The 18,608-nt window shown below is 66.1% G+C and carries 19 protein-coding genes; 14 read left to right on the forward strand and 5 right to left on the reverse strand.

Going from position 1 to position 18,608, the window contains the following annotated elements; all coding sequences use genetic code 11:
* The first annotated feature begins 49 nt into the window (after positions 1 to 49).
* Genes AC1U2B_RS21335 through AC1U2B_RS21365 form a run of 7 tightly spaced genes read left to right on the forward strand, consistent with a single transcriptional unit; the run spans position 50 to position 6,264 of the window.
* Complete coding sequence (locus AC1U2B_RS21335; RefSeq protein ID WP_480218356.1) at positions 50 to 799, forward strand: helix-turn-helix transcriptional regulator; 750 nt, start codon at positions 50 to 52, stop codon at positions 797 to 799.
* Complete coding sequence (sufB, locus tag AC1U2B_RS21340; RefSeq protein ID WP_043396424.1) at positions 796 to 2,223, forward strand: Fe-S cluster assembly protein SufB; 1,428 nt, start codon at positions 796 to 798, stop codon at positions 2,221 to 2,223. The genes AC1U2B_RS21335 and sufB overlap by 4 nt, the downstream gene beginning before the upstream one ends.
* Positions 2,220 to 3,398 carry a Fe-S cluster assembly protein SufD gene (sufD, locus tag AC1U2B_RS21345; RefSeq protein ID WP_480218595.1) on the forward strand — a complete coding sequence of 393 codons (1,179 nt, stop codon included), beginning with the start codon at positions 2,220 to 2,222 and terminating at the stop codon, positions 3,396 to 3,398. The genes sufB and sufD overlap by 4 nt, the downstream gene beginning before the upstream one ends.
* Positions 3,395 to 4,162: a Fe-S cluster assembly ATPase SufC gene (sufC, locus tag AC1U2B_RS21350; protein WP_480218357.1), complete on the forward strand. Its 768-nt coding sequence runs from the start codon at positions 3,395 to 3,397 to the stop codon at positions 4,160 to 4,162. The genes sufD and sufC overlap by 4 nt, the downstream gene beginning before the upstream one ends.
* A 1-nt stretch (position 4,163) precedes the next feature.
* Entirely contained in the window at positions 4,164 to 5,408 is a 1,245-nt protein-coding gene (locus tag AC1U2B_RS21355; protein WP_480218358.1) for a cysteine desulfurase, read from the forward strand.
* On the forward strand, positions 5,405 to 5,890 hold the full coding sequence (gene sufU / locus AC1U2B_RS21360; RefSeq protein WP_133763153.1) for a Fe-S cluster assembly sulfur transfer protein SufU: 486 nt from the start codon (positions 5,405 to 5,407) through the stop codon (positions 5,888 to 5,890). Before AC1U2B_RS21355 ends, sufU begins: the two co-directional genes overlap by 4 nt.
* Entirely contained in the window at positions 5,890 to 6,264 is a 375-nt protein-coding gene (locus AC1U2B_RS21365) for a metal-sulfur cluster assembly factor (protein WP_043987415.1), read from the forward strand. Before sufU ends, AC1U2B_RS21365 begins: the two co-directional genes overlap by 1 nt.
* A gap of 126 nt (positions 6,265 to 6,390) precedes the next feature.
* On the opposite strand, the gene AC1U2B_RS21370 is transcribed toward AC1U2B_RS21365, so the two are convergent.
* Both AC1U2B_RS21370 and AC1U2B_RS21375 read right to left on the reverse strand, forming a co-directional pair.
* On the reverse strand, positions 6,391 to 7,512 hold the full coding sequence (locus AC1U2B_RS21370; RefSeq protein ID WP_480218359.1) for an Rv3169 family protein: 1,122 nt from the start codon (positions 7,510 to 7,512) through the stop codon (positions 6,391 to 6,393).
* Between the two features lie 12 nt (positions 7,513 to 7,524).
* Positions 7,525 to 8,655, reverse strand: coding sequence for a phosphotransferase (locus tag AC1U2B_RS21375; RefSeq protein WP_480218360.1), 1,131 nt, complete (start codon positions 8,653 to 8,655; stop codon positions 7,525 to 7,527).
* A 23-nt stretch (positions 8,656 to 8,678) separates the two neighbouring features.
* On the opposite strand from AC1U2B_RS21375, the gene AC1U2B_RS21380 reads away from it, so the two are divergent.
* The 7 genes from AC1U2B_RS21380 (at position 8,679) to AC1U2B_RS21410 (ending at position 14,475) form a co-directional block, all read left to right on the forward strand.
* Complete coding sequence (locus AC1U2B_RS21380; protein WP_480218361.1) at positions 8,679 to 9,284, forward strand: TetR/AcrR family transcriptional regulator; 606 nt, start codon at positions 8,679 to 8,681, stop codon at positions 9,282 to 9,284.
* Positions 9,285 to 9,557: 273 nt separating this feature from the next.
* Entirely contained in the window at positions 9,558 to 10,073 is a 516-nt protein-coding gene (locus tag AC1U2B_RS21385; protein ID WP_480218362.1) for a DUF8548 family protein, read from the forward strand.
* A gap of 71 nt (positions 10,074 to 10,144) precedes the next feature.
* A complete protein-coding gene (locus tag AC1U2B_RS21390) occupies positions 10,145 to 11,245 on the forward strand; it encodes an NADH:flavin oxidoreductase (RefSeq protein WP_480218363.1) in 1,101 nt (366 codons plus the stop codon).
* A 45-nt stretch (positions 11,246 to 11,290) separates the two neighbouring features.
* A complete protein-coding gene (gene trxA, locus AC1U2B_RS21395) occupies positions 11,291 to 11,656 on the forward strand; it encodes a thioredoxin (protein WP_480218364.1) in 366 nt (121 codons plus the stop codon).
* Positions 11,657 to 11,700: 44 nt separating this feature from the next.
* Positions 11,701 to 12,531, forward strand: coding sequence for an enoyl-CoA hydratase (locus AC1U2B_RS21400; RefSeq protein WP_480218365.1), 831 nt, complete (start codon positions 11,701 to 11,703; stop codon positions 12,529 to 12,531).
* 29 nt (positions 12,532 to 12,560) lie between these two features.
* Positions 12,561 to 14,186, forward strand: coding sequence for an ABC-F family ATP-binding cassette domain-containing protein (locus AC1U2B_RS21405; protein ID WP_043396406.1), 1,626 nt, complete (start codon positions 12,561 to 12,563; stop codon positions 14,184 to 14,186).
* A gap of 97 nt (positions 14,187 to 14,283) precedes the next feature.
* Positions 14,284 to 14,475, forward strand: coding sequence for a helix-turn-helix domain-containing protein (locus AC1U2B_RS21410; RefSeq protein WP_043396403.1), 192 nt, complete (start codon positions 14,284 to 14,286; stop codon positions 14,473 to 14,475).
* Between the two features lie 111 nt (positions 14,476 to 14,586).
* On the opposite strand, the gene AC1U2B_RS21415 is transcribed toward AC1U2B_RS21410, so the two are convergent.
* Genes AC1U2B_RS21415 through AC1U2B_RS21425 form a run of 3 tightly spaced genes read right to left on the reverse strand, consistent with a single transcriptional unit; the run spans position 14,587 to position 18,488 of the window.
* On the reverse strand, positions 14,587 to 16,299 hold the full coding sequence (locus AC1U2B_RS21415; protein ID WP_480218366.1) for a flavin monoamine oxidase family protein: 1,713 nt from the start codon (positions 16,297 to 16,299) through the stop codon (positions 14,587 to 14,589).
* Entirely contained in the window at positions 16,296 to 17,090 is a 795-nt protein-coding gene (locus AC1U2B_RS21420) for a carbon-nitrogen hydrolase family protein (RefSeq protein WP_480218367.1), read from the reverse strand. Before AC1U2B_RS21420 ends, AC1U2B_RS21415 begins: the two co-directional genes overlap by 4 nt.
* Positions 17,091 to 18,488, reverse strand: a complete 1,398-nt coding sequence (locus AC1U2B_RS21425) for an amino acid permease (RefSeq protein ID WP_260938920.1) — start codon at positions 18,486 to 18,488, stop codon at positions 17,091 to 17,093. It abuts the gene before it with no gap.
* Positions 18,489 to 18,608: the final 120 nt, after the last annotated feature.

The raw sequence follows: 18,608 nt of genomic DNA on the forward strand, positions 1-18,608 counted from the left end.
AAGGGTTACCTTCCTAGATTCGGGTTCCGAATTCCGTCACAATGGTGTTGTGAAATTGCCGTCCGAAGCGCTCGGAGCTGTCGGCACCGCGACCGCGGTGACGTCGGCGACGGCCGTCTCAGACGGACACACCCGGTCGGCGATCGTGCAATTGCTGCTGGAAGGCGCGGTTACCGCGACCCAGATCGGTGAGCACCTCGGCATCTCCGCCGCCGGAGTCCGGCGGCATCTCGACGCGCTGATCGACGCCGGCGACGCGGAATCCAGCGCTGCCGCCGCGTGGCAGCACAACGGCCGCGGCCGGCCCGCCAAGCGGTACCGGCTGACCGCCGCGGGACGCGCCAAACTCGGCCACACCTACGACGACCTCGCCGCGGCCGCCATGCGCCAGCTGCGCGAGATCGGTGGTGACGACGCCATCCGGACGTTCGCCCGTCGTCGTATCGACTCGATCCTGTCCGGCGTCACCACGACACCGGACATCGCCGATACCGCGGACCAGCTGGCCGCGGCATTGACCCAGGCCGGCTACGCCACCACGACCACTCCGGTGACCGGACCCATCGGCGGGGTGCAGATCTGTCAGCACCACTGCCCGGTCTCGCATGTCGCCGAGGAGTTCCCCGAACTGTGCGACGCCGAACGTGAAGCGTTCGCCGAGGTGCTCGGTACGCACGTGCAGCGCCTGGCCACCATCGTCAACGGGGATTGTGCGTGTACGACGCACGTCCCCGTGACCCCTGAGCACGCAGCCCATCCCATCCACACCGCGACCCAAGAAGAAGGAGTGTCGCAATGACGACCACCCCGGAACAGTTGACCCAGGAGGAGACCATTGCCTCCCTGGGCACTTACGGCTACGGCTGGGCTGACAGTGATGCCGCAGGCGCCGCCGCGACCCGTGGGCTGAATGAGGCTGTCGTCCGCGACATCTCGTCGAAGAAGAACGAGCCGGAGTGGATGCTCGACTTCCGGCTGAAGTCGCTGCACATCTTCGACAAGAAGCCCATGCCGCGCTGGGGCAGTGACCTCGACGGCATCGACTTCGACAACATCAAGTACTTCGTGCGGTCCACCGAGAAGCAGGCAGCGACCTGGGACGACCTGCCGGCCGATATCAAGAACACCTACGACCGCCTGGGCATCCCGGAGGCCGAGAAGCAGCGCCTGGTGTCCGGTGTCGCCGCGCAGTACGAATCCGAGGTCGTTTACCACCAGATCCGCGAAGACCTCGAGGCGCTGGGCGTCATCTTCCTGGACACCGATTCGGCACTGCGGGAGCACCCGGAGATCTTCAAGAAGTACTTCGGCACCGTGATCCCGGCCGGTGACAACAAGTTCTCGGCGCTGAACTCCGCCGTGTGGTCGGGTGGCTCGTTCATCTACGTGCCGCCCGGCGTGCACGTCGACATCCCGCTGCAGGCCTACTTCCGGATCAACACCGAGAACATGGGCCAGTTCGAGCGGACGCTGATCATCGCCGACGAAGGCTCCTACGTGCACTACGTGGAGGGTTGTACCGCGCCGATCTACAAGTCGGACTCGCTGCACTCGGCCGTCGTCGAGATCGTGGTGAAACCCGGTGCGCGCGTTCGGTACACGACCATCCAGAACTGGTCGAACAACGTCTACAACCTGGTCACCAAGCGGGCCCGCGCCGAGGCCGGCGCCACCATGGAGTGGATCGACGGCAACATCGGTTCCAAGGTCACCATGAAGTACCCGGCGGTCTGGATGACCGGCGAGCACGCCAAGGGTGAGGTGCTCTCGGTGGCGTTCGCAGGCGAAGGCCAGCACCAGGACACCGGCGCCAAGATGGTGCACCTGGCGCCGAACACGTCGAGCAACATCGTGTCGAAGTCGGTGGCCCGTGGTGGCGGCCGGTCGTCTTACCGCGGACTGATCCAGATCAACAAGGGCGCGCACGGCTCCAAGTCGAGCGTGAAATGCGATGCGCTGCTTGTCGACAACATCAGCCGCTCGGATACGTACCCGTACGTCGACATCCGCGAGGACGACGTCACGATGGGTCACGAGGCCACCGTCTCGAAGGTCAGCGAGGATCAGATGTTCTATCTGATGAGCCGCGGTCTGACCGAGGACGAGGCCATGGCGATGGTGGTGCGCGGCTTTGTCGAGCCCATCGCCAAGGAACTGCCAATGGAATACGCGCTCGAGCTGAACCGGTTGATCGAGCTGCAGATGGAAGGCGCTGTCGGATAGTGAGTTTGACTGAACCCGTTGAGGGCATTGTCACCAATAAGGGTGAGCTGTTCACGTCCTACGACGTCAACGCTTTTGAGGTGCCGCACGGCCGTGACGAGCTGTGGCGGTTCACCCCGCTGAAGCGCCTGCACGGTCTGCACGACGGCTCCGCGGTCGCCACCGGCGCTGCGCGCGTTGAGGTTTCGGAGCGCGACGGCGTCACCGTCGAGACCGTCGGTCGCGATGACGAGCGTCTGGGCCAGGGCGGTGTGCCCGCGGACCGGGTTGCGGCCCAGGCTTATTCGTCGTTCGCCGAGGCGACCGTGGTGTCGGTCGGCCGCGACGTCCAGGTCGCCGAGCCCGTCGAGATCACCATCGCCGGCCCCGGCGAGGGCAAGACCGCGTACGGCCACCTGCAGCTGCGGGTCGCCGAACTCGGCGAGGCCGTCGTGGTCATCGACCAGACCGGCAGCGGAACCTACGCCGACAACATCGAATTCGTCGTCGGTGACGCGGCCCGCCTGACCGTCGTGTCGATCGCCGACTGGGCCGACGACGCGGTGAACATCAGCACCCACCACGCGACCCTGGGCAAGGACGCCGTGCTGCGGCACATCGCGGTCACCCTCGGCGGCGACGTCGTGCGCCTGACCTCGCGGACCCGCTACCTCGCTCCCGGCGGCGACGCCGAGATGCTGGGTCTGTACTTCGCGGACGACGGCCAGCACTTCGAGTCGCGCCTGCTGGTCGACCACGCGCAGCCGAACTGCCGCTCCAGCGTGTTGTACAAGGGTGCGCTGCAAGGGGATCCGGATTCGAAGAAGCCCGATGCCCACACCGTGTGGATCGGCGACGTGCTGATCCGCGCCGCGGCCACGGGTACCGACACCTTCGAGGTGAACCGCAACCTGGTGCTCACCGACGGCGCGCGCGCCGACTCGGTGCCCAACCTGGAGATCGAGACCGGCGAGATCGTCGGCGCCGGACACGCCAGTGCCACCGGACGTTTCGACGACGAGCAGCTGTTCTACCTGCAGGCCCGCGGTATCCCCGAGGACCAGGCCCGCCGCCTGGTGGTCCGGGGCTTCTTCGGCGAGATCATCCAGAAGATCGCCGTGCCCGAAGTCCGCGACCGCCTGACCGCCGCCATCGAACACGAACTTGAACTGACTGAAGGACGCAACAACTCATGACCACACTGGAAATCAAGGACCTGCACGTCTCGGTCACCGCACCCGACGGTGCCGACGTCCCGATCCTCAAGGGCGTGAACCTGACCGTGAAGTCGGGCGAGACCCACGCGGTCATGGGCCCCAACGGTTCTGGCAAGTCGACGCTGTCGTACGCCATCGCCGGCCATCCCAAGTACACCGTCACCTCCGGGTCCATCACCCTCGATGGCGAGGACGTGCTGGAGATGAACGTCGACGAGCGCGCCCGCGCCGGCCTGTTCCTGGCCATGCAGTACCCGGTCGAGGTGCCCGGCGTCTCGATGTCGAACTTCCTGCGCACCGCGGCGACCGCGGTCCGTGGCGAGGCCCCCAAGCTGCGCCACTGGGTCAAAGAGGTCAAGACCGCCATGTCCGAGCTGGACATCGACCCGGCGTTCGGTGAGCGCAGCGTCAACGAAGGTTTCTCCGGTGGTGAGAAGAAGCGCCACGAGATCCTGCAGCTGGGCCTGCTGAAGCCGAAGATCGCCATCCTCGACGAGACCGACTCGGGCCTGGACGTCGACGCGCTGCGCGTGGTGTCCGAGGGTGTCAACCGGTACGCCGAGGCCGAGCACGGCGGCGTCCTGCTGATCACGCACTACACCCGCATCCTGCGCTACATCCGTCCGCAGTTCGTGCACGTCTTCTTCGACGGCCGGATCGTCACGTCCGGTGGTCCGGAGCTGGCCGACGAGCTCGAAGAGCACGGCTACGAGCGTTACACCGCTGCGGCTGCCGAGGCCTGACATGACCGCGTCGGTTGATCTCGACCTGACGCGGATCAGGGCCGACTTCCCGATCCTCAGTCGGGTCATGCGCGGCGGAAACACGTTGGCGTACCTGGATTCCGGGGCCACGTCGCAGAAGCCGCTGCAGGTCCTCGATGCCGAGCGGCAGTTCCTGACCACCTCCAACGGCGCGGTGCACCGCGGTGCGCACCAGCTGATGGAGGAGTCCACCGACGCCTACGAACAAGGGCGCGCGGACATCGCGTCGTTCGTCGGTGCCGATGACGACGAGCTGGTGTTCACCAAGAACGCCACCGAGGCGCTGAACCTGGTGTCGTATGCGGTGGGGGACAGCCGGTTCGACCGCGTGGTCGGGCCGGGGGACGTCATCGTCACCACGGAACTGGAGCATCACGCCAACCTGATTCCGTGGCAGGAGCTGGCCCGCCGGACCGGCGCCGAGCTGCGCTGGTACGGCGTGACCGACGACGGCCGCATCGACCTGGATTCGCTGCAGCTCGATGATCGGGTGAAAGTCGTTGCTTTCACCCATCATTCGAACGTCACCGGCGCCATCGCGCCGGTCGCCGAACTGGTGTCGCGGGCCAAGGCCGTCGGCGCGTTGACCGTGCTGGACGCCTGCCAGTCGGTGCCGCACCAGCCGATCGACTTCCATGCTCTCGACGTCGACTTCGCCGCGTTCTCGGGTCACAAGATGTTGGGACCCACTGGAATCGGTGTGTTGTACGGCCGTCGTGCGCTGCTGAACGCGTTGCCTCCGTTCCTCACCGGCGGATCGATGATCGAGACCGTCACCATGGAGTCGGTGACCTACGCCCCGCCACCGCAGCGGTTCGAGGCCGGCACCCCGATGACCTCGCAGGTCGTCGGATTGGCTGCTGCCGCACGGTATCTCGACGCGATCGGGATGGCGGCCGTCGAGGCGCATGAAGCCGAGTTGGTGGCTGCCACGCTCGACGGGCTGACTCAGATTCCGCAGGTGCGGATCATCGGACCGACCACCACCGAGCACCGCGGTTCGCCCGTGAGTTTTGTGCTCGACGGAGTGCACGCCCACGACGTCGGCCAGATCCTCGACGACGAAGGCATCGCGGTCCGGGTCGGTCATCACTGCGCGGCCCCGCTGCACCGGCGATTCGGTATCGCCGCGACGGCCCGGGCGTCGTTCGCGGTCTACAACACCCTCGACGAGGTCGACCGGCTGGTCGCCGGCGTCAAACGCGCTGTGGAGTTCTTTGCATGAGAATGGAACAGATGTACCAGGAAGTGATCCTGGACCACTACAAGCACCCGCATCACCGTGGGCTGCGGGAACCGTTCGGCGCGCAGGTGCACCACGTCAACCCGACGTGCGGTGACGAGGTGACGCTGCGCGTGACGCTGTCCGACGACGGCGAGACCGTCGCCGACATCTCGTATGACGGGCAGGGCTGCTCGATCAGCCAGGCGTCGACGTCGGTGCTGACCGATCAGGTGATCGGCCAGAGCGTCGACGAGGCGCTCAAGACCGTCGGTGCATTCACCGAGATGATTTCCTCCCGCGGCAACGTCGAGGGGGACGAAGATGTGCTGGGTGACGGCATCGCGTTCGCCGGTGTCGCCAAGTACCCGGCACGGGTGAAATGCGCGCTGCTGGGCTGGACTGCGTTCAAAGCCGCGCTCGCCGAGGCGAGTGCATCAGAGACTGTGCTGGCAGCTGTCGGCACCAATGCGGAGGGTAAGTGATGACTGAAGGCACACCCGAGGGAACCACCACGGCCAACGTGGTCGACGACCCCCAGCTGCTCGACGCCGTCGAAGAGGCCATGCGCGACGTCGTCGACCCCGAGCTCGGCATCAACGTCGTCGATCTGGGGCTCGTCTACGGCATGACGCTCGAAGAGGGCGACGAAGGCACTGTCGTGAAGCTCGACATGACGCTGACGTCGGCGGCCTGTCCGTTGACCGACGTGATCGAGGACCAGTCGCGGTCCGCCCTGGTGGGCGCGGGCCTGGTCAGCGACCTCAAGCTGAACTGGGTCTGGAACCCGCCGTGGGGTCCGGACAAGATCACCGACGACGGCCGCGAGCAGCTCCGGGCGCTGGGCTTCACCGTCTAGTTGGACAGTCCCTGATCTCCACCGTGAATCCGGATGCCGCCGCGGAGAAGATGGGTCGATGTGGACCTCGCTTGCGGTGCTCCTCGCTCACTCGGAATCGGGCGGCGGAGGCGCGGAAGCAGAGGGCTACTGGCGCGGTCGGTGATCTGCCCCGTCGAACATGTCGGTGAAACCGCTGGGAGCGTGTGGGCCGATCGCAAGCTGTTCGAGGACGCCGATTCCGGTGCGCTCACCCCACGTGGCGCGCATCACTTGTTGTACGTGGATGTTCTGGAAGTCGAGGTTGTCCAGTTCGTCCAGGTCGGCGCTCTCGCCACCGACTATCAGTTCGTCGTGCCAGCGACCGTGCGACCACTGGTGATGAAAGTAACCAGCACCTTTCATCCGGAATGTGAGCAGCGGCTCGAGGTGGATGTGGGGATCACCGATTCGACCGTCGACGGTCAAGGTGGCGCCGTTCGAGCGACGGAGGCCGGGTGCCCAGTCGATCGAATGCGTGATGTCGATGTGTTCGACGCCGGTATCTGATCCGAATACCGGGTCGTTGTCAGCAAGCAGCGGAAGTACCGCCGCAGTTTTCGCCCAGGGCGTGCCGTCGGCGTCTTCGAAGGTCATGTAATGCAACCCGATGTCATCGAAATTCAATGGCGCCCAGAGGAAGAACAGTTGCCCAGCGCCGGGCTCAGGTGCGGCCGGTGCGGGCAGGCCGACGGGACGGATACCCCAGGAACGGTCCTTGGTGCCGTAGACAGGCTGATCGCCGAGGTCCTGCGTGCGCTTGCCTGCGGCAAGTGCACCGGTCCAGGTGCCCAGTTGGGATGACCGCGTCATGTCGGTGAACAACCTGGTGCCCTGGTACTTGGTTTGGCGGGGCTCCTCGTACGCGGCGGTGCGGGCATGGAACGTCAGGTCGGCGCACAGCCCGTATTCGGGGGCGTCGACCACGACGCGGTTGGTCCGCAGTGGCTCCACGATCTGTATCTGGATCGGGCCGATCGCGGTGAGCGTCCGGTCCAGCGGTAGCCGTCCGGAGGCGAAGACCGAACGTTGGGTGCCGTCACTGACCACGCTGAAGGCGGCATCGATCACGCCGCGATTCGGATAGATCCCTAGGGCAACCGCGAAATACAGGTCTTCGGTGTAGCCGTTGAACCAGAACCGGTCGTAGTGGTCAGGGTGACCGTTGCCCACATGCGCGATGGGTAGCGCTGTCTGATGAATGGGGTAGTCGTCAAAGGGGGTCAGCATCGGCGTCTCTGTTCACATCTCCAGGAGGGCTTCGGTATCCAGATCGGCGATCTGGGTCAAGGCCCGACGAATCATCGTCAAGAACATTTCGTCGCCGCGTTCAGTGCGCTCGACCAGCATGGCTGCCGGCGCCAAGAAGAAGACAGCGTAGGCGGCGTGACGGCGATAATCGGTCCAGCACTGAGCCCAGTCGTATCCACGAACACCGCCGGCCTTCAGTGCCTCAAAGTACTGCCTGACCAATTCCTCTTCATGGGCGCGGCGGTCCTGCGGGTCCAGGGCGGTGCCGAGCAGGAAGGCGACGTCAAGCAAGCCGTTCCCTCTGTCGATGGTCTGCCAGTCGACGATGGCCAGCGGATGCTGTCCGTTCTTGGCGTCGAAGAGCATGTTGTCGGGCCGGAAATCGCCGTGCACCACCGTCAGCGGGCTGTGCTGGGTGGTCCAGAACGTCGGTGCGAGCGCGCCGAGGCGTCGCAGCTTTTCAACCGCGGTTGGATTCAGGTCGCCCCCATAGCGGTCGCAAAACGACTCGGTCAGCGCGGGCACGACCTGCGCGAGCATCGGCGCGGTCGCGCGGGTGTGGTTGAGCCAATCGGTGTCGTCAAGGCTGTCGTCTCCCCACAATGGTGCGTGCAGCGCCGCCGCCTCCGCCATTGCGCGTCGAGCATGCTCGATGGTGAAACCGGCCAGCTGGTCGACTGAGGAACTAGGCGACAGATCCTCCAGCAGCAGCACGAAACGTCCAGTGGTCGTGTCGATGTCGCTGTAGATGTGCGTCGGTGCAACGACCAGCGTCCGCTCTTGGAGTTCTTGGTAGAACCGCACCTCGCGTTCGTACAGGCGCTGTGCGAGAGCTGCCGCGTGGCTGTCGGCGTCGGCAGCGGGGACCTTGGCAATCAGGCTGCTCGGCGCCGTGACATCGGCAGTGTCATAGGTCAACGTGAACACCAGGGTGTCTGCGACCTGGCCGGTACCGATCGGAGCTGACTCGACCGTCGTGACCGACTCATCGCCGAGCAGTCCGGCATAGCGCAGCGCCTGGGTGAACCAGGCTGCGGTCATGTCATGACGTTCGACAAGCGGAGGACGAATGGTGATCGGATTCACATCTTGACGGTAAAGTGAATGAATGCTCGCATACAACTCGCAAATAGAATCGCGGGACAGTGACTGAACGCATGGTGCATAGCCTGCGTAAACGACCGCGTCAGAACCGCGCGCGGGAGACCGTGGAGCGGATCATCGACGCCGCCTCTCGCATCTTGGAGGAGCGAGGCTACGACGGCGCATCGACCAACGCCATCGCTCAGCGAGCGAAGATGTCACCAGGTTCGCTCTATCAGTACTTTCTCGATAAGGACGCGATCGTTGCGGCAGTGCTGGAACGGTTCGTCGAAGAGCTGCTGGAGGTGGTCACCGATCCCCGGTCAGGGGTCTACCGACCCAGCCGGCCCGAGTTCGGATCCGCCGTCATGCGTGTACTGGAGGTCCTGGAGTCACATCGGTCACTGCTGCGAGTTCTGCTCAACGAGGTGCCGCGGCTAGGCCCCGACGATGCCCGCGAGGTTCTGAACCGTCGCGTCTTCGACAGTTTCCGGCTCGTCACTCTTGCCGCGGGCCGCGACAGCGCCGACTCCGAAGCGCGATGCTGGGCCGCCGGAACGATCGCCCGCACACTGCCGGTGCGGTACGTACTCGATGAGCCGGACTTCACCCGTGAACAACTCATCACGACCATGAGCTCGACCCTCTCGGCGCTCATCGAGGTTTGAGCTGGAAACGGGCTGTTTCCGGACCGATGGTGCGTCGTCGCAGCAGGGATGCCAGATCGCGTGCCCCGGTCAGAACACCTCGGGCACGTTCGGCCGGGCGATCCCGCTGCGGTACGGGTCGACGATCCTGTGCTCCACAGGAACCGCATTCCAGTTACGCCCTGCCTGTGGATAACTCGCGATTCTGACATCTTTTGGCGGCGTTCTTGTCGGTCGCCTTCTCTAGCTTCCACCGCAAGAGGACCAATCAGGTCCATGCGGAACGGAGGCACCATGAATTCTGAAATCAGGCCGGGCGAAGTTGCGCGCGATCCCGGCGATGATTATCCAAACTCGCTGGCGCTGTGCATGATTGACGCGATGTACGTCACCGGGGCCCGGCACCTGACGGTCGAGAATATCGTGGCGCGGTACCGCGCTTTTCGGGCCGGGCAGGGCGCGAACGCCGATCGCGATGGCGTGCCGGAGCTGCTCGCGAACATCGCCGCCGTGGGCGGGCCCTACCAGTGGGCCGCCGACATCGGGAATCGCCGGCCGACATCGACGGCCAAGAACGCGCCGCTGCGTGCGGTGGCGCTGGCCGAGATCGCACAGCAGTTCTCGGCGCTCGGCATTGCGACGGCGGCGGACCTGCGAGCCGTCGCCGAGGACGACGAACTGTCCGCCGAGGTGCAGCGAGTCTGGTGCGCCATCCCGGGCCAGCGTTCGGGTTTCAGTTGGCGCTACCTGCTGATGCTGGTGCAACCGCCGAGCCTCCGAGTGGCACCACCGGACGCGGAGACCGCGTGAAAAGGCGATAACCGACCCGCCAGTCGGACGCCGGCGGAATCGGTTGAGCCGTCACGGTGTTGCATAGGCTCATGACCGTCGATGCATCTGGACTCTTCGCTCCACTGGCCCTGCGGAACCTGACCGTACCCAACCGGTTCGCGATGGCTCCCATGACCAGGCAGGCGTCGCCCGGAGGCGTCCCGGGGCCCGACGTGGCGGAGTACTACGCCCGCCGGGCTGCCGGCGGCGTCGGCCTGATCATCACCGAAGGCGTGCGACTGGGTGACCCGACGGCGACCGGCTCGCAAGACATCCCGACGCTGGTCGGCGCCGAGGCGCTCGACGGCTGGCGCAACGTCACCAGCGCGGTGCACCGCCACGGCGCGACCATCGCCGCGCAGCTCTGGCACCAGGGCGCCGAGCGTGGCGACCGCGACGGGGTGGCCCCGGTCAGCCCGTCGGGCGTGAACGGTCTCGGCGAGCAGATCGGCCGGGCACTGGCCGCTGATGAGCTGCCTACCGTCGCGCAGTGGTACGCCGAGGCGGCCCGCAATGCCAAGGACGTCGGCTTCGACGCGGTCGAATTGCACGGCGCCCACGGCTACCTGCTGGACCAATTCCTGTGGACCAGAACGAATCTGCGTACCGACGAATACGGTGGCTCGCTCGAGAACCGGACCCGCTTCCCGGCCGAGGTGGTTGCGGCGGTGCGTGCCGCGGTCGGCCCGGACTACCCGATCATCTACCGCTTCTCGCAGTGGAAGGGCACGGACTACAACGCGACGTTGGTCGACGATCCGATGCAGCTGCAAGAACTGCTGGCCCCGCTGGTCGATGCCGGCGTCGACGCGCTGCATCCCTCGACCCGCCGGCACTACGTGCCGGCGTTCCCCGACGTCGACCCGGCCCTGACGCTGGCCGGCTGGACCAAGAAGGTCACCGGGACGCCCGTCATCGCCGTCGGCTCGGTGGGCCTGCAGACCGCGTTCCGGTCCGAGAAGCCCGGCCAGGTCATCGAGCCGGGCCCGGTGGACCAGTTGGTCGAGCAGTTCGACGCCGCTGAGTTCGACATGATCGCGATCGGCCGGGCGCTGCTCGCCGATCCCGGATGGGTGAACCGCCTGCGCACGGGCACCCTGGACGGGTTCAATGGCTACGATGCGGCCAGTGCGCTGGCCCGGTTGGCCTGACCACATACTGGGAACAAGCAGGTACATCGCAATGTTGGGAGAAGCGTGAGCACCAAAGACATCACCGCCGCCGAATTCAACGGCATCATCGGCGACAACGACATCGTGCTGGTGGACTTCTGGGCGTCATGGTGCGGACCGTGCCGGGCGTTCGCCCCGACGTTCACCGCATCGTCCGAGAAGCACCCCGACGTCTTCCACGCCAAGGTCGACACCGAGGCCGAGCAGGGTCTGGCCAGCGCGGCCGAGATCCAGGCCATCCCGACCCTGATGGCGTTCAAGAAGGGCCAGCTGGTCTTCCGTCATTCGGGCATGCTCGCCGCGAACCAGCTCGACGAGGTCATCAGCCAGATCAAGGAATTCGACATCGACGCCGCGATGGCAGACGACAGCGCGACCACCGACATCTGAGCAATCTGCACTGCCGGCGGGTGTGACATTGCGCACCCGCTAGCGTGCAGGACGTGAGCGAACAGACCCCACTGGTACTCGTCGACCGGCCGCGCCCAGGCGTCGCACTGGTCACCCTGAACCGCCCCGAGCGGATGAACTCCATGGCCTTCGACGTCATGGTCCCGCTCAAGGCGGCGCTCGACGAGATCAACCACGACAACGACGTGCGCGCGGTCGTCCTCACCGGAGCCGGCCGCGGGTTCTCGTCGGGTGCCGACCACAAGTCGGCCGGGTCGGTGCCGCACGTGGCCGGGCTGACCCGCCCGACGTTCGCGCTGCGCTCCATGGAGGTGCTCGACGACGTCATCCTTGCCCTGCGCAAGCTGCACCAACCCGTGATCGCAGCGGTAAACGGCGCGGCCATCGGCGGTGGGCTGTGCCTGGCACTGGCGTGCGACATCCGGGTCGCCGCCGAAGGTGCCTACTTCCGCGCCGCGGGCATCAACAACGGCCTCACGGCCAGCGAACTGGGCCTGTCCTATCTGCTGCCGCGGGCCATCGGCACGTCGCGGGCATTCGAGGCGATGCTCACCGGCCGGGACATCGACTCCCAAGAGGCCGAGCGCATCGGTCTGGTGTCGCGGACCGTCGCCGACGATCAGCTCCTGCAAACCTGCTTCGACATGGCCGAGCGCATCGGCTCGTTCTCCCGCCCGGGAATCGAGTTGACCAAGCGGACTCTCTGGAGTGGACTGGACGCCGGTAGTCTGGAGAGCCATATGCAGGCCGAAGGCCTGGGTCAGCTCTTCATCCGACTGCTCACCGCCAACTTCGAAGAGGCGGTTGCCGCGCGCGCCGAGAAACGACCCGCGGTCTTCACAGACGACAAGTAAGCCTGCACGACAGCCAAGGAGGCAGCAGCGTGATCACCGCAACGGACCTGGAGGTCCGCGCCGGAGCGCGCACGTTGCTGGCCTTCGAGGGTTCCGCGCTGCGCATCCAGCCGGGCGACCGGATCGGTCTGGTCGGCCGCAACGGCGCCGGCAAGACCACCACGCTGCGCATCCTGGCCGGTGAAAGCCAGCCCTACGCGGGCTCGGTCGAGCGGATCGGTGAAGTCGGATACCTGCCACAGGACCCGAAGGAAGGCGATCTGGACGTCCTGGCCCGTGACCGGGTGCTCTCGGCCCGCGGACTGGACACCTTGCTCGCGGACCTGGAGAAAGTGCAGGCCATCATGGCCGAGGTCGTCGACGACGCGGCCCGTGACAAGGCGGTGCGCCGGTACGGCGTTCTGGAGGAACGGTTTTCGGCCCTGGGCGGGTACGCCGCCGAGAGTGACGCCGGCCGGATCTGCGCCAGCCTGGGCCTGCCGGACCGGGTGCTGACCCAGCCGCTGCGGACCCTGTCCGGCGGTCAACGTCGCCGCATCGAACTGGCCCGCATCCTGTTCGGCGCATCCGAGGGCACCGGCTCCAACACCACGCTGCTGCTGGACGAGCCGACCAACCACCTCGACGCCGACTCCATCGGCTGGCTGCGCACGTTCCTGCAGAGCCACACCGGCGGCCTTGTGGTGATCAGCCACGACGTCGAGCTGCTCGCCGACGTGGTGAACCGGGTGTGGTTCCTGGACGCCGTACGTGGCGAGGCCGACGTCTACAACATGGGCTGGCAGAAGTACCTGGACGCCCGCGCCACCGACGAGCAGCGCCGCCGCCGCGAGCGCGCCAACGCCGAGAAGAAGGCCAGCGCGCTGCGGACCCAGGCTGCCAAGATGGGCGCCAAGGCCACCAAAGCCGTTGCGGCACAGAACATGTTGCGCCGCGCCGAGCGCATGATCGCCGAGCTCGATGCCGAGCGCGTGGCCGACAAGGTCGCCAAGATCAAGTTCCCGACGCCGGCGCCGTGCGGCAAAACGCCGCTCATCGTCAAGGGTCTGACCAAGACCTACGGCTCGCTGGAGATCTTCACCGGCGTGGACCTCGCGATCGACCGGGGTTCGCGCGTGGTAGTGCTCGGCCTCAACGGTGCCGGTAAGACGACGCTGTTGCGCCTGCTGGCGGGCGTGGAGACCGCCGACGCCGGCGGTATCGAACCTGGCTACGGCCTGAAGATCGGTTACTTCGCGCAGGAGCACGACACTCTCGACAACGCGGCGACGGTGTGGGAGAACATCCGGCACGCCGCCCCGGACACGGGCGAGCAGGATCTGCGTGGCCTGCTGGGCGCGTTCATGTTCACCGGCCCGCAGCTGGATCAGCCCGCCGGCACCCTGTCCGGTGGCGAGAAAACCCGGCTGGCCTTGGCTGGCCTGGTCGCCTCGACCGCCAACGTGTTGCTCCTCGACGAGCCGACCAACAACCTGGACCCGGCATCGCGCGAGCAGGTGCTCGATGCGCTGCGCAGTTACGCCGGTTCGGTGGTGCTCGTGACGCACGACCCGGGCGCGGCCGAGGCGCTCAATCCGCAGCGGGTGCTGCTGCTGCCCGATGCCACCGAGGACTTCTGGTCGGACACCTACCGCGATCTCATCGAATTGGCCTGACCCGATTCACCGAATCGCCCGCGCCGAGCGACTGCTGTTTCTTACGCTGATTCTCGTCAGCCCGGTATACCGCCGGGGGAGAGTCAGGGGACCGGCGATGAGGCAATCCAAGGCATCTCGCGACCAGATGATGACCCAGCTGCGCAACGCCTACGAGAGCGGCGCCAGTATCAGGTCATTGGTGGCCATATCTGGCAAATCCTATGGGTCGGTGCACAGCATGCTGGTGCAGTCGGGCGCGGTCATGCGCAGCCGCGGCGGCCCCAACCACACCCGCAAGATTGCCTGAATAGCCCGCGGCCCAGCCGCTTTCGCCGCGAACGGACATTCGCGGAGTCGTCCTGCGCGTGCGGGGGTACGCACAAGACGGTCTCCGCGGTTCGTAACCCGTTAACGCGCCCTAGATTTCGTCCGTCAGCCGCACCGGGGCGATCATCTCGAAGACGTCGCCCGGCCCGGGGTTCGTCGGCGAGGTCGATCCGCCGAACTGATCCATCACGGCCCACACCGCGTTGAGCGCCGTGGTGATCGCGCCCTCCGCCCACCCCGCCGTCCACGAGATGTCGTCACCGGCCAGGTAGATACCGCGATGCCGTTCGTCGAGGCCATGCTGCATGAAGTGGGTGTACAGCGTCTCCTGGTAGCGGTAGTGGCCCGGCAGGTTCGCCTTGAACGCACCCATGAAGTTGCGCTCGATCTCCCACGACACCGTCTTCGGCGTCTCGATGATGTGGCTGCGGATGTCGACATTCGGGTAGATCGCCTGCAGCGACTTGAGCATGAGGTCCATGCGCTCGGTTGCGTTCAGCGGCACGATCTTCCGGGAGTCGTCCTCCCAGGTGTACGACAGGCAGATGACGCCGGGCTTCTCGTTGCCGTTCGCGTCGAGCCCCTGATCGAGCAGATAGGTGCCACGGCTCATCCGGTCGGTCAGCGTCATCGACATGACGTCGCGGCCCTGGGCGTCCTTGTCCTTCCAGAACGGGCGGTCCACCAACACGAACACTTTCGATGAACCCATGTAGTGGGTCTGCTCGATGGCCGACCACACATTCGACGGGAACAGGTCGTCGTCGCAGCGAATGTTGTTGAGCAGCATCCACGATTGGGCGGTGACGATGACGGCGTCATAGGTGCGGGTTTCCCCGTCGGCGTCGGTGATCGTGTAGCGGTTGGGGTGCGTGCGCCGGATGTCGGTGACGGCGCCTCGGGTCTTGCCGCCGTGCAGCGATTCGAGCGAGGTGCCGGCCGGCCAGTGGGCGAGGCGCTCGGGGGAGCGCTGCCACAGGCGCAGCGGGAGCTGCTGCGAACCGCCCACCACGCCGCGGTGGTTGTCGTCGGCCTCGGTGAGCACCACCCGCAGGATTTCGAGCATCGAACTCGGGTAGTCGGTGTCCCAGCCGCCCGTGCCGAAGCCGACCTTGCCGAAGATCTCGCGCAGCTCGAACGACTTGAAGTGGTGCGACTTGGTCAGGAAGCCCCAGAACGTCTCGTCGTCGAGTTCGCGAACGAGCTTGCCCCACGCCGACTTCAGCGCCTGGGTGTCGCGCTCGCGGATGGCGTTCTGGATCGCGTGCAGGTCGGCGCCGTCCTCGAGCGTCTGGCGCCAGGCGTCGGCGACGTCGGTGAAGGCCTGCGGCAGATCGGCGAGTTTCTCGGCGTAGTACGTCTGGCCCTTGAGGTCGACGACGGTGCTGGGGGCCGCAACCGACAGCGGGTTCGGGAATTCGACGGTCTCGATGCCGACCTTGTCGAAGTACTCGTAGAGCGTGGTGGAGGTGGGCGGGAACCGCATGGCGCCCATCTCGGCCACGGCGTCGGGGGCGTGCTCGAACGGGATGGACCGCATGCGGCCGCCGATCTGATCCGCTTCGTAGACAACGGGTTTGAGGCCCAGCTTCATGAGTTCGTAGGCGGCCGTGATGCCGGCGCAGCCGCCGCCGACGATCGCGACCTCGGTGCCGTGGCGGTCGGCTGGGATGGAGCCGAGGCCTGCGGCGGAGGACACGTAGTCGTCGTAGGGGAAGGGGAAGTCCGGTCCGAACATCGTTATGGGCTTGGCTGCCGGCTTGTCCGACAACGATGTTTCGTTGATGGGCTGGGGGACAGTCATCGGATCTGGTTCTCCTGGTAGAGGTCTCGGCGGCGATCGCTGAGATGAGTGTTGACTGCGCGGGACACGGCTACCGCGGTCGGATCAATGTGGGTGATGAGCAATTGCTCGGCTTTACCAGCGCGACTCAGTTCGGTCGTGTCGGGCGCGATGGTGCAGCTCAGGCCGCAGTATTCGAGGTCGTTCTCGACTCCGGCACGGTTGACGTACGAGAGGAACAGCTGACTTTCGTAGGCGCGGGCGGGCACGATGTGTGTCGCGACGAAACTCCATGGCTCCATGAGTCCCGTTGGGACGACGAGCCATTCGGTACCCGCGTCTGCGTGTGCCCGCGCGTTCTCCGGGAACTCGATGTCGTAGCAGACCAGCAGGCCGCAGGTGACGCCGTCGAGGTCGAACTGGCTGACCCACTGCGAACCCGGGGTGAAGTAGTCCCGGTCGAAACCGTAGAGATGGGTCTTCCGGTAGTTGGCCAGGGACTCGCCGTCGCGGTCGACGACCTGCACGCTGTTGTACGGCTGACCGGGCGCCGACTCCGGATACCCGTAGACGACGGCGATTCCGGTGTCGCGCGCAATCTGCTGAACGGCCCGGAAGATCGGGCCGTCGGCGGGTTCGGCGCGCCGGGCGATGTCGGTTCCGATGTTGTATCCGGTGGCCGACATCTCCGGGGTGACGACGATCCGGCAGCCGGCGGCGGCGGCCTGCCTGGCCGCCGACGCGATGGCGGCCAGGTTCTCGGCGACGGTCCCGGATTCCTGCGGACCTTGGAACATGCCGACGGTGATCATCTATGCAGCGTCCACTCGCAGCTTGGATTTCCTGATGCTGTAACCGAAGTAGATCACGAGGCCGAGGGCACCCCAGATGCCGAACGCGATCCAGGTCGCGACAGGCAGCGCCCACATCAGGTAGCAGCAGAACAGGAAGCCCAGGATCGGTGCGACGGGGAACAGCCGCAGCCGGAACGTGCGATCGAGATCGGGGCGCGTGCGGCGCAGGATGATGACGGCGATGTTGACCAGGGCGAAGGCGAACAGGCAGCCGATCGAGGTGGCGTTGGCCAGCTCGCCCAGCGAGATGAAGCCGGCCAGCAGTGACACCACGACGCCGCAGATGACGATGTTCCACGTCGGCACGAAGGTTCTCGGGTTGACCTTGGCGAACAACGCGGGAACCAGCCCGTCGACGGCCATGGTGTAGAGGATGCGGGTCTGTCCGTACTGGACGGCGAGGACGACGCTGGCGATGGCGATGACGGCACCGACCGAAAGGATGATGGCCGGCACGTTGCTGGTGGTGATGCCGCTGAGCGCGACGGCGAGGGTGGCGCCTTCGTCGGCGCTGAACTTGGTCCAGCTCATGGCGCCGAGCGCCGCCAGTGCCACCGCCAGGTACAGCACGGTGACGATCAACAGCGAGGCCATGATCGCGCGCGGTAGGTCCCGCTTGGGGTTCTTGGCCTCGTTGCCGGCGGTGGACGCCGCGTCGAAGCCGATGTAGGAGAAGAAGACCTGGGACGCCGCGGCAGAGACGCCGAGGAAGCCGAGTGGCATGAACGGGGTCAGGTTGCCGGCCTTGAACGCGGTGAAGGCGACGGCACAGAAGAAGACCAGCACGACGCACTTGAGGATGACCATCGCGGTGTTGACGACCGCGGACTCGGATGCGCCTCGCAGCAGCAGGATCGACGCGAGCACCACGATCGCGACGGCGGGCAGATTGATGACGCCACCTTCGCCGGGCGCGGCGGTGATGGCTGCGGGGAGTTCGATGGCGAACAACTGGTGCAGCAGGGTGTTGATGTAGCCGCCCCAGCCGACGGCGACCGCGGCGACGGACACGCCGTACTCGAGCATCAGACACCAGCCGCACACCCAGGCCCAGAACTCGCCCATGGTGGCGTAGGCGTAGGAGTAGGAGCTGCCGGAGACGGGGATGGTGCCCGCGAGCTCGGCGTAGGACAGCGCCGAGAACAGCGCGGTGACGGCGGCGAGGATGAACGAGAGCAGGACGGCGGGGCCGGCTTTCGGTACCGCAGCGCCGAGAATGACGAAGATTCCGGTGCCGAGGGTGGCGCCGATGGACAGGGCGGTCAGATGGATGAATCCCATCGACCTCTTGAGGTGGGGGCCGTCGGTGGCTTCGTTCGCAGCGACGATGTCGTCAACCGACTTTTGTGCGCTCATTGCGCGCAGAATGCCCGGCCGGGGGGCCTCGGTGATGGCCAAGGGGAGCTCCGTGGAGAGGAGGGCGCGCCACGAGATTTGTGACTCGCGTAACAGAGTGCGGTACGTCACTCCCATCTG

The organism is Mycolicibacterium sp. P4_G11 (genome assembly GCF_056555145.1).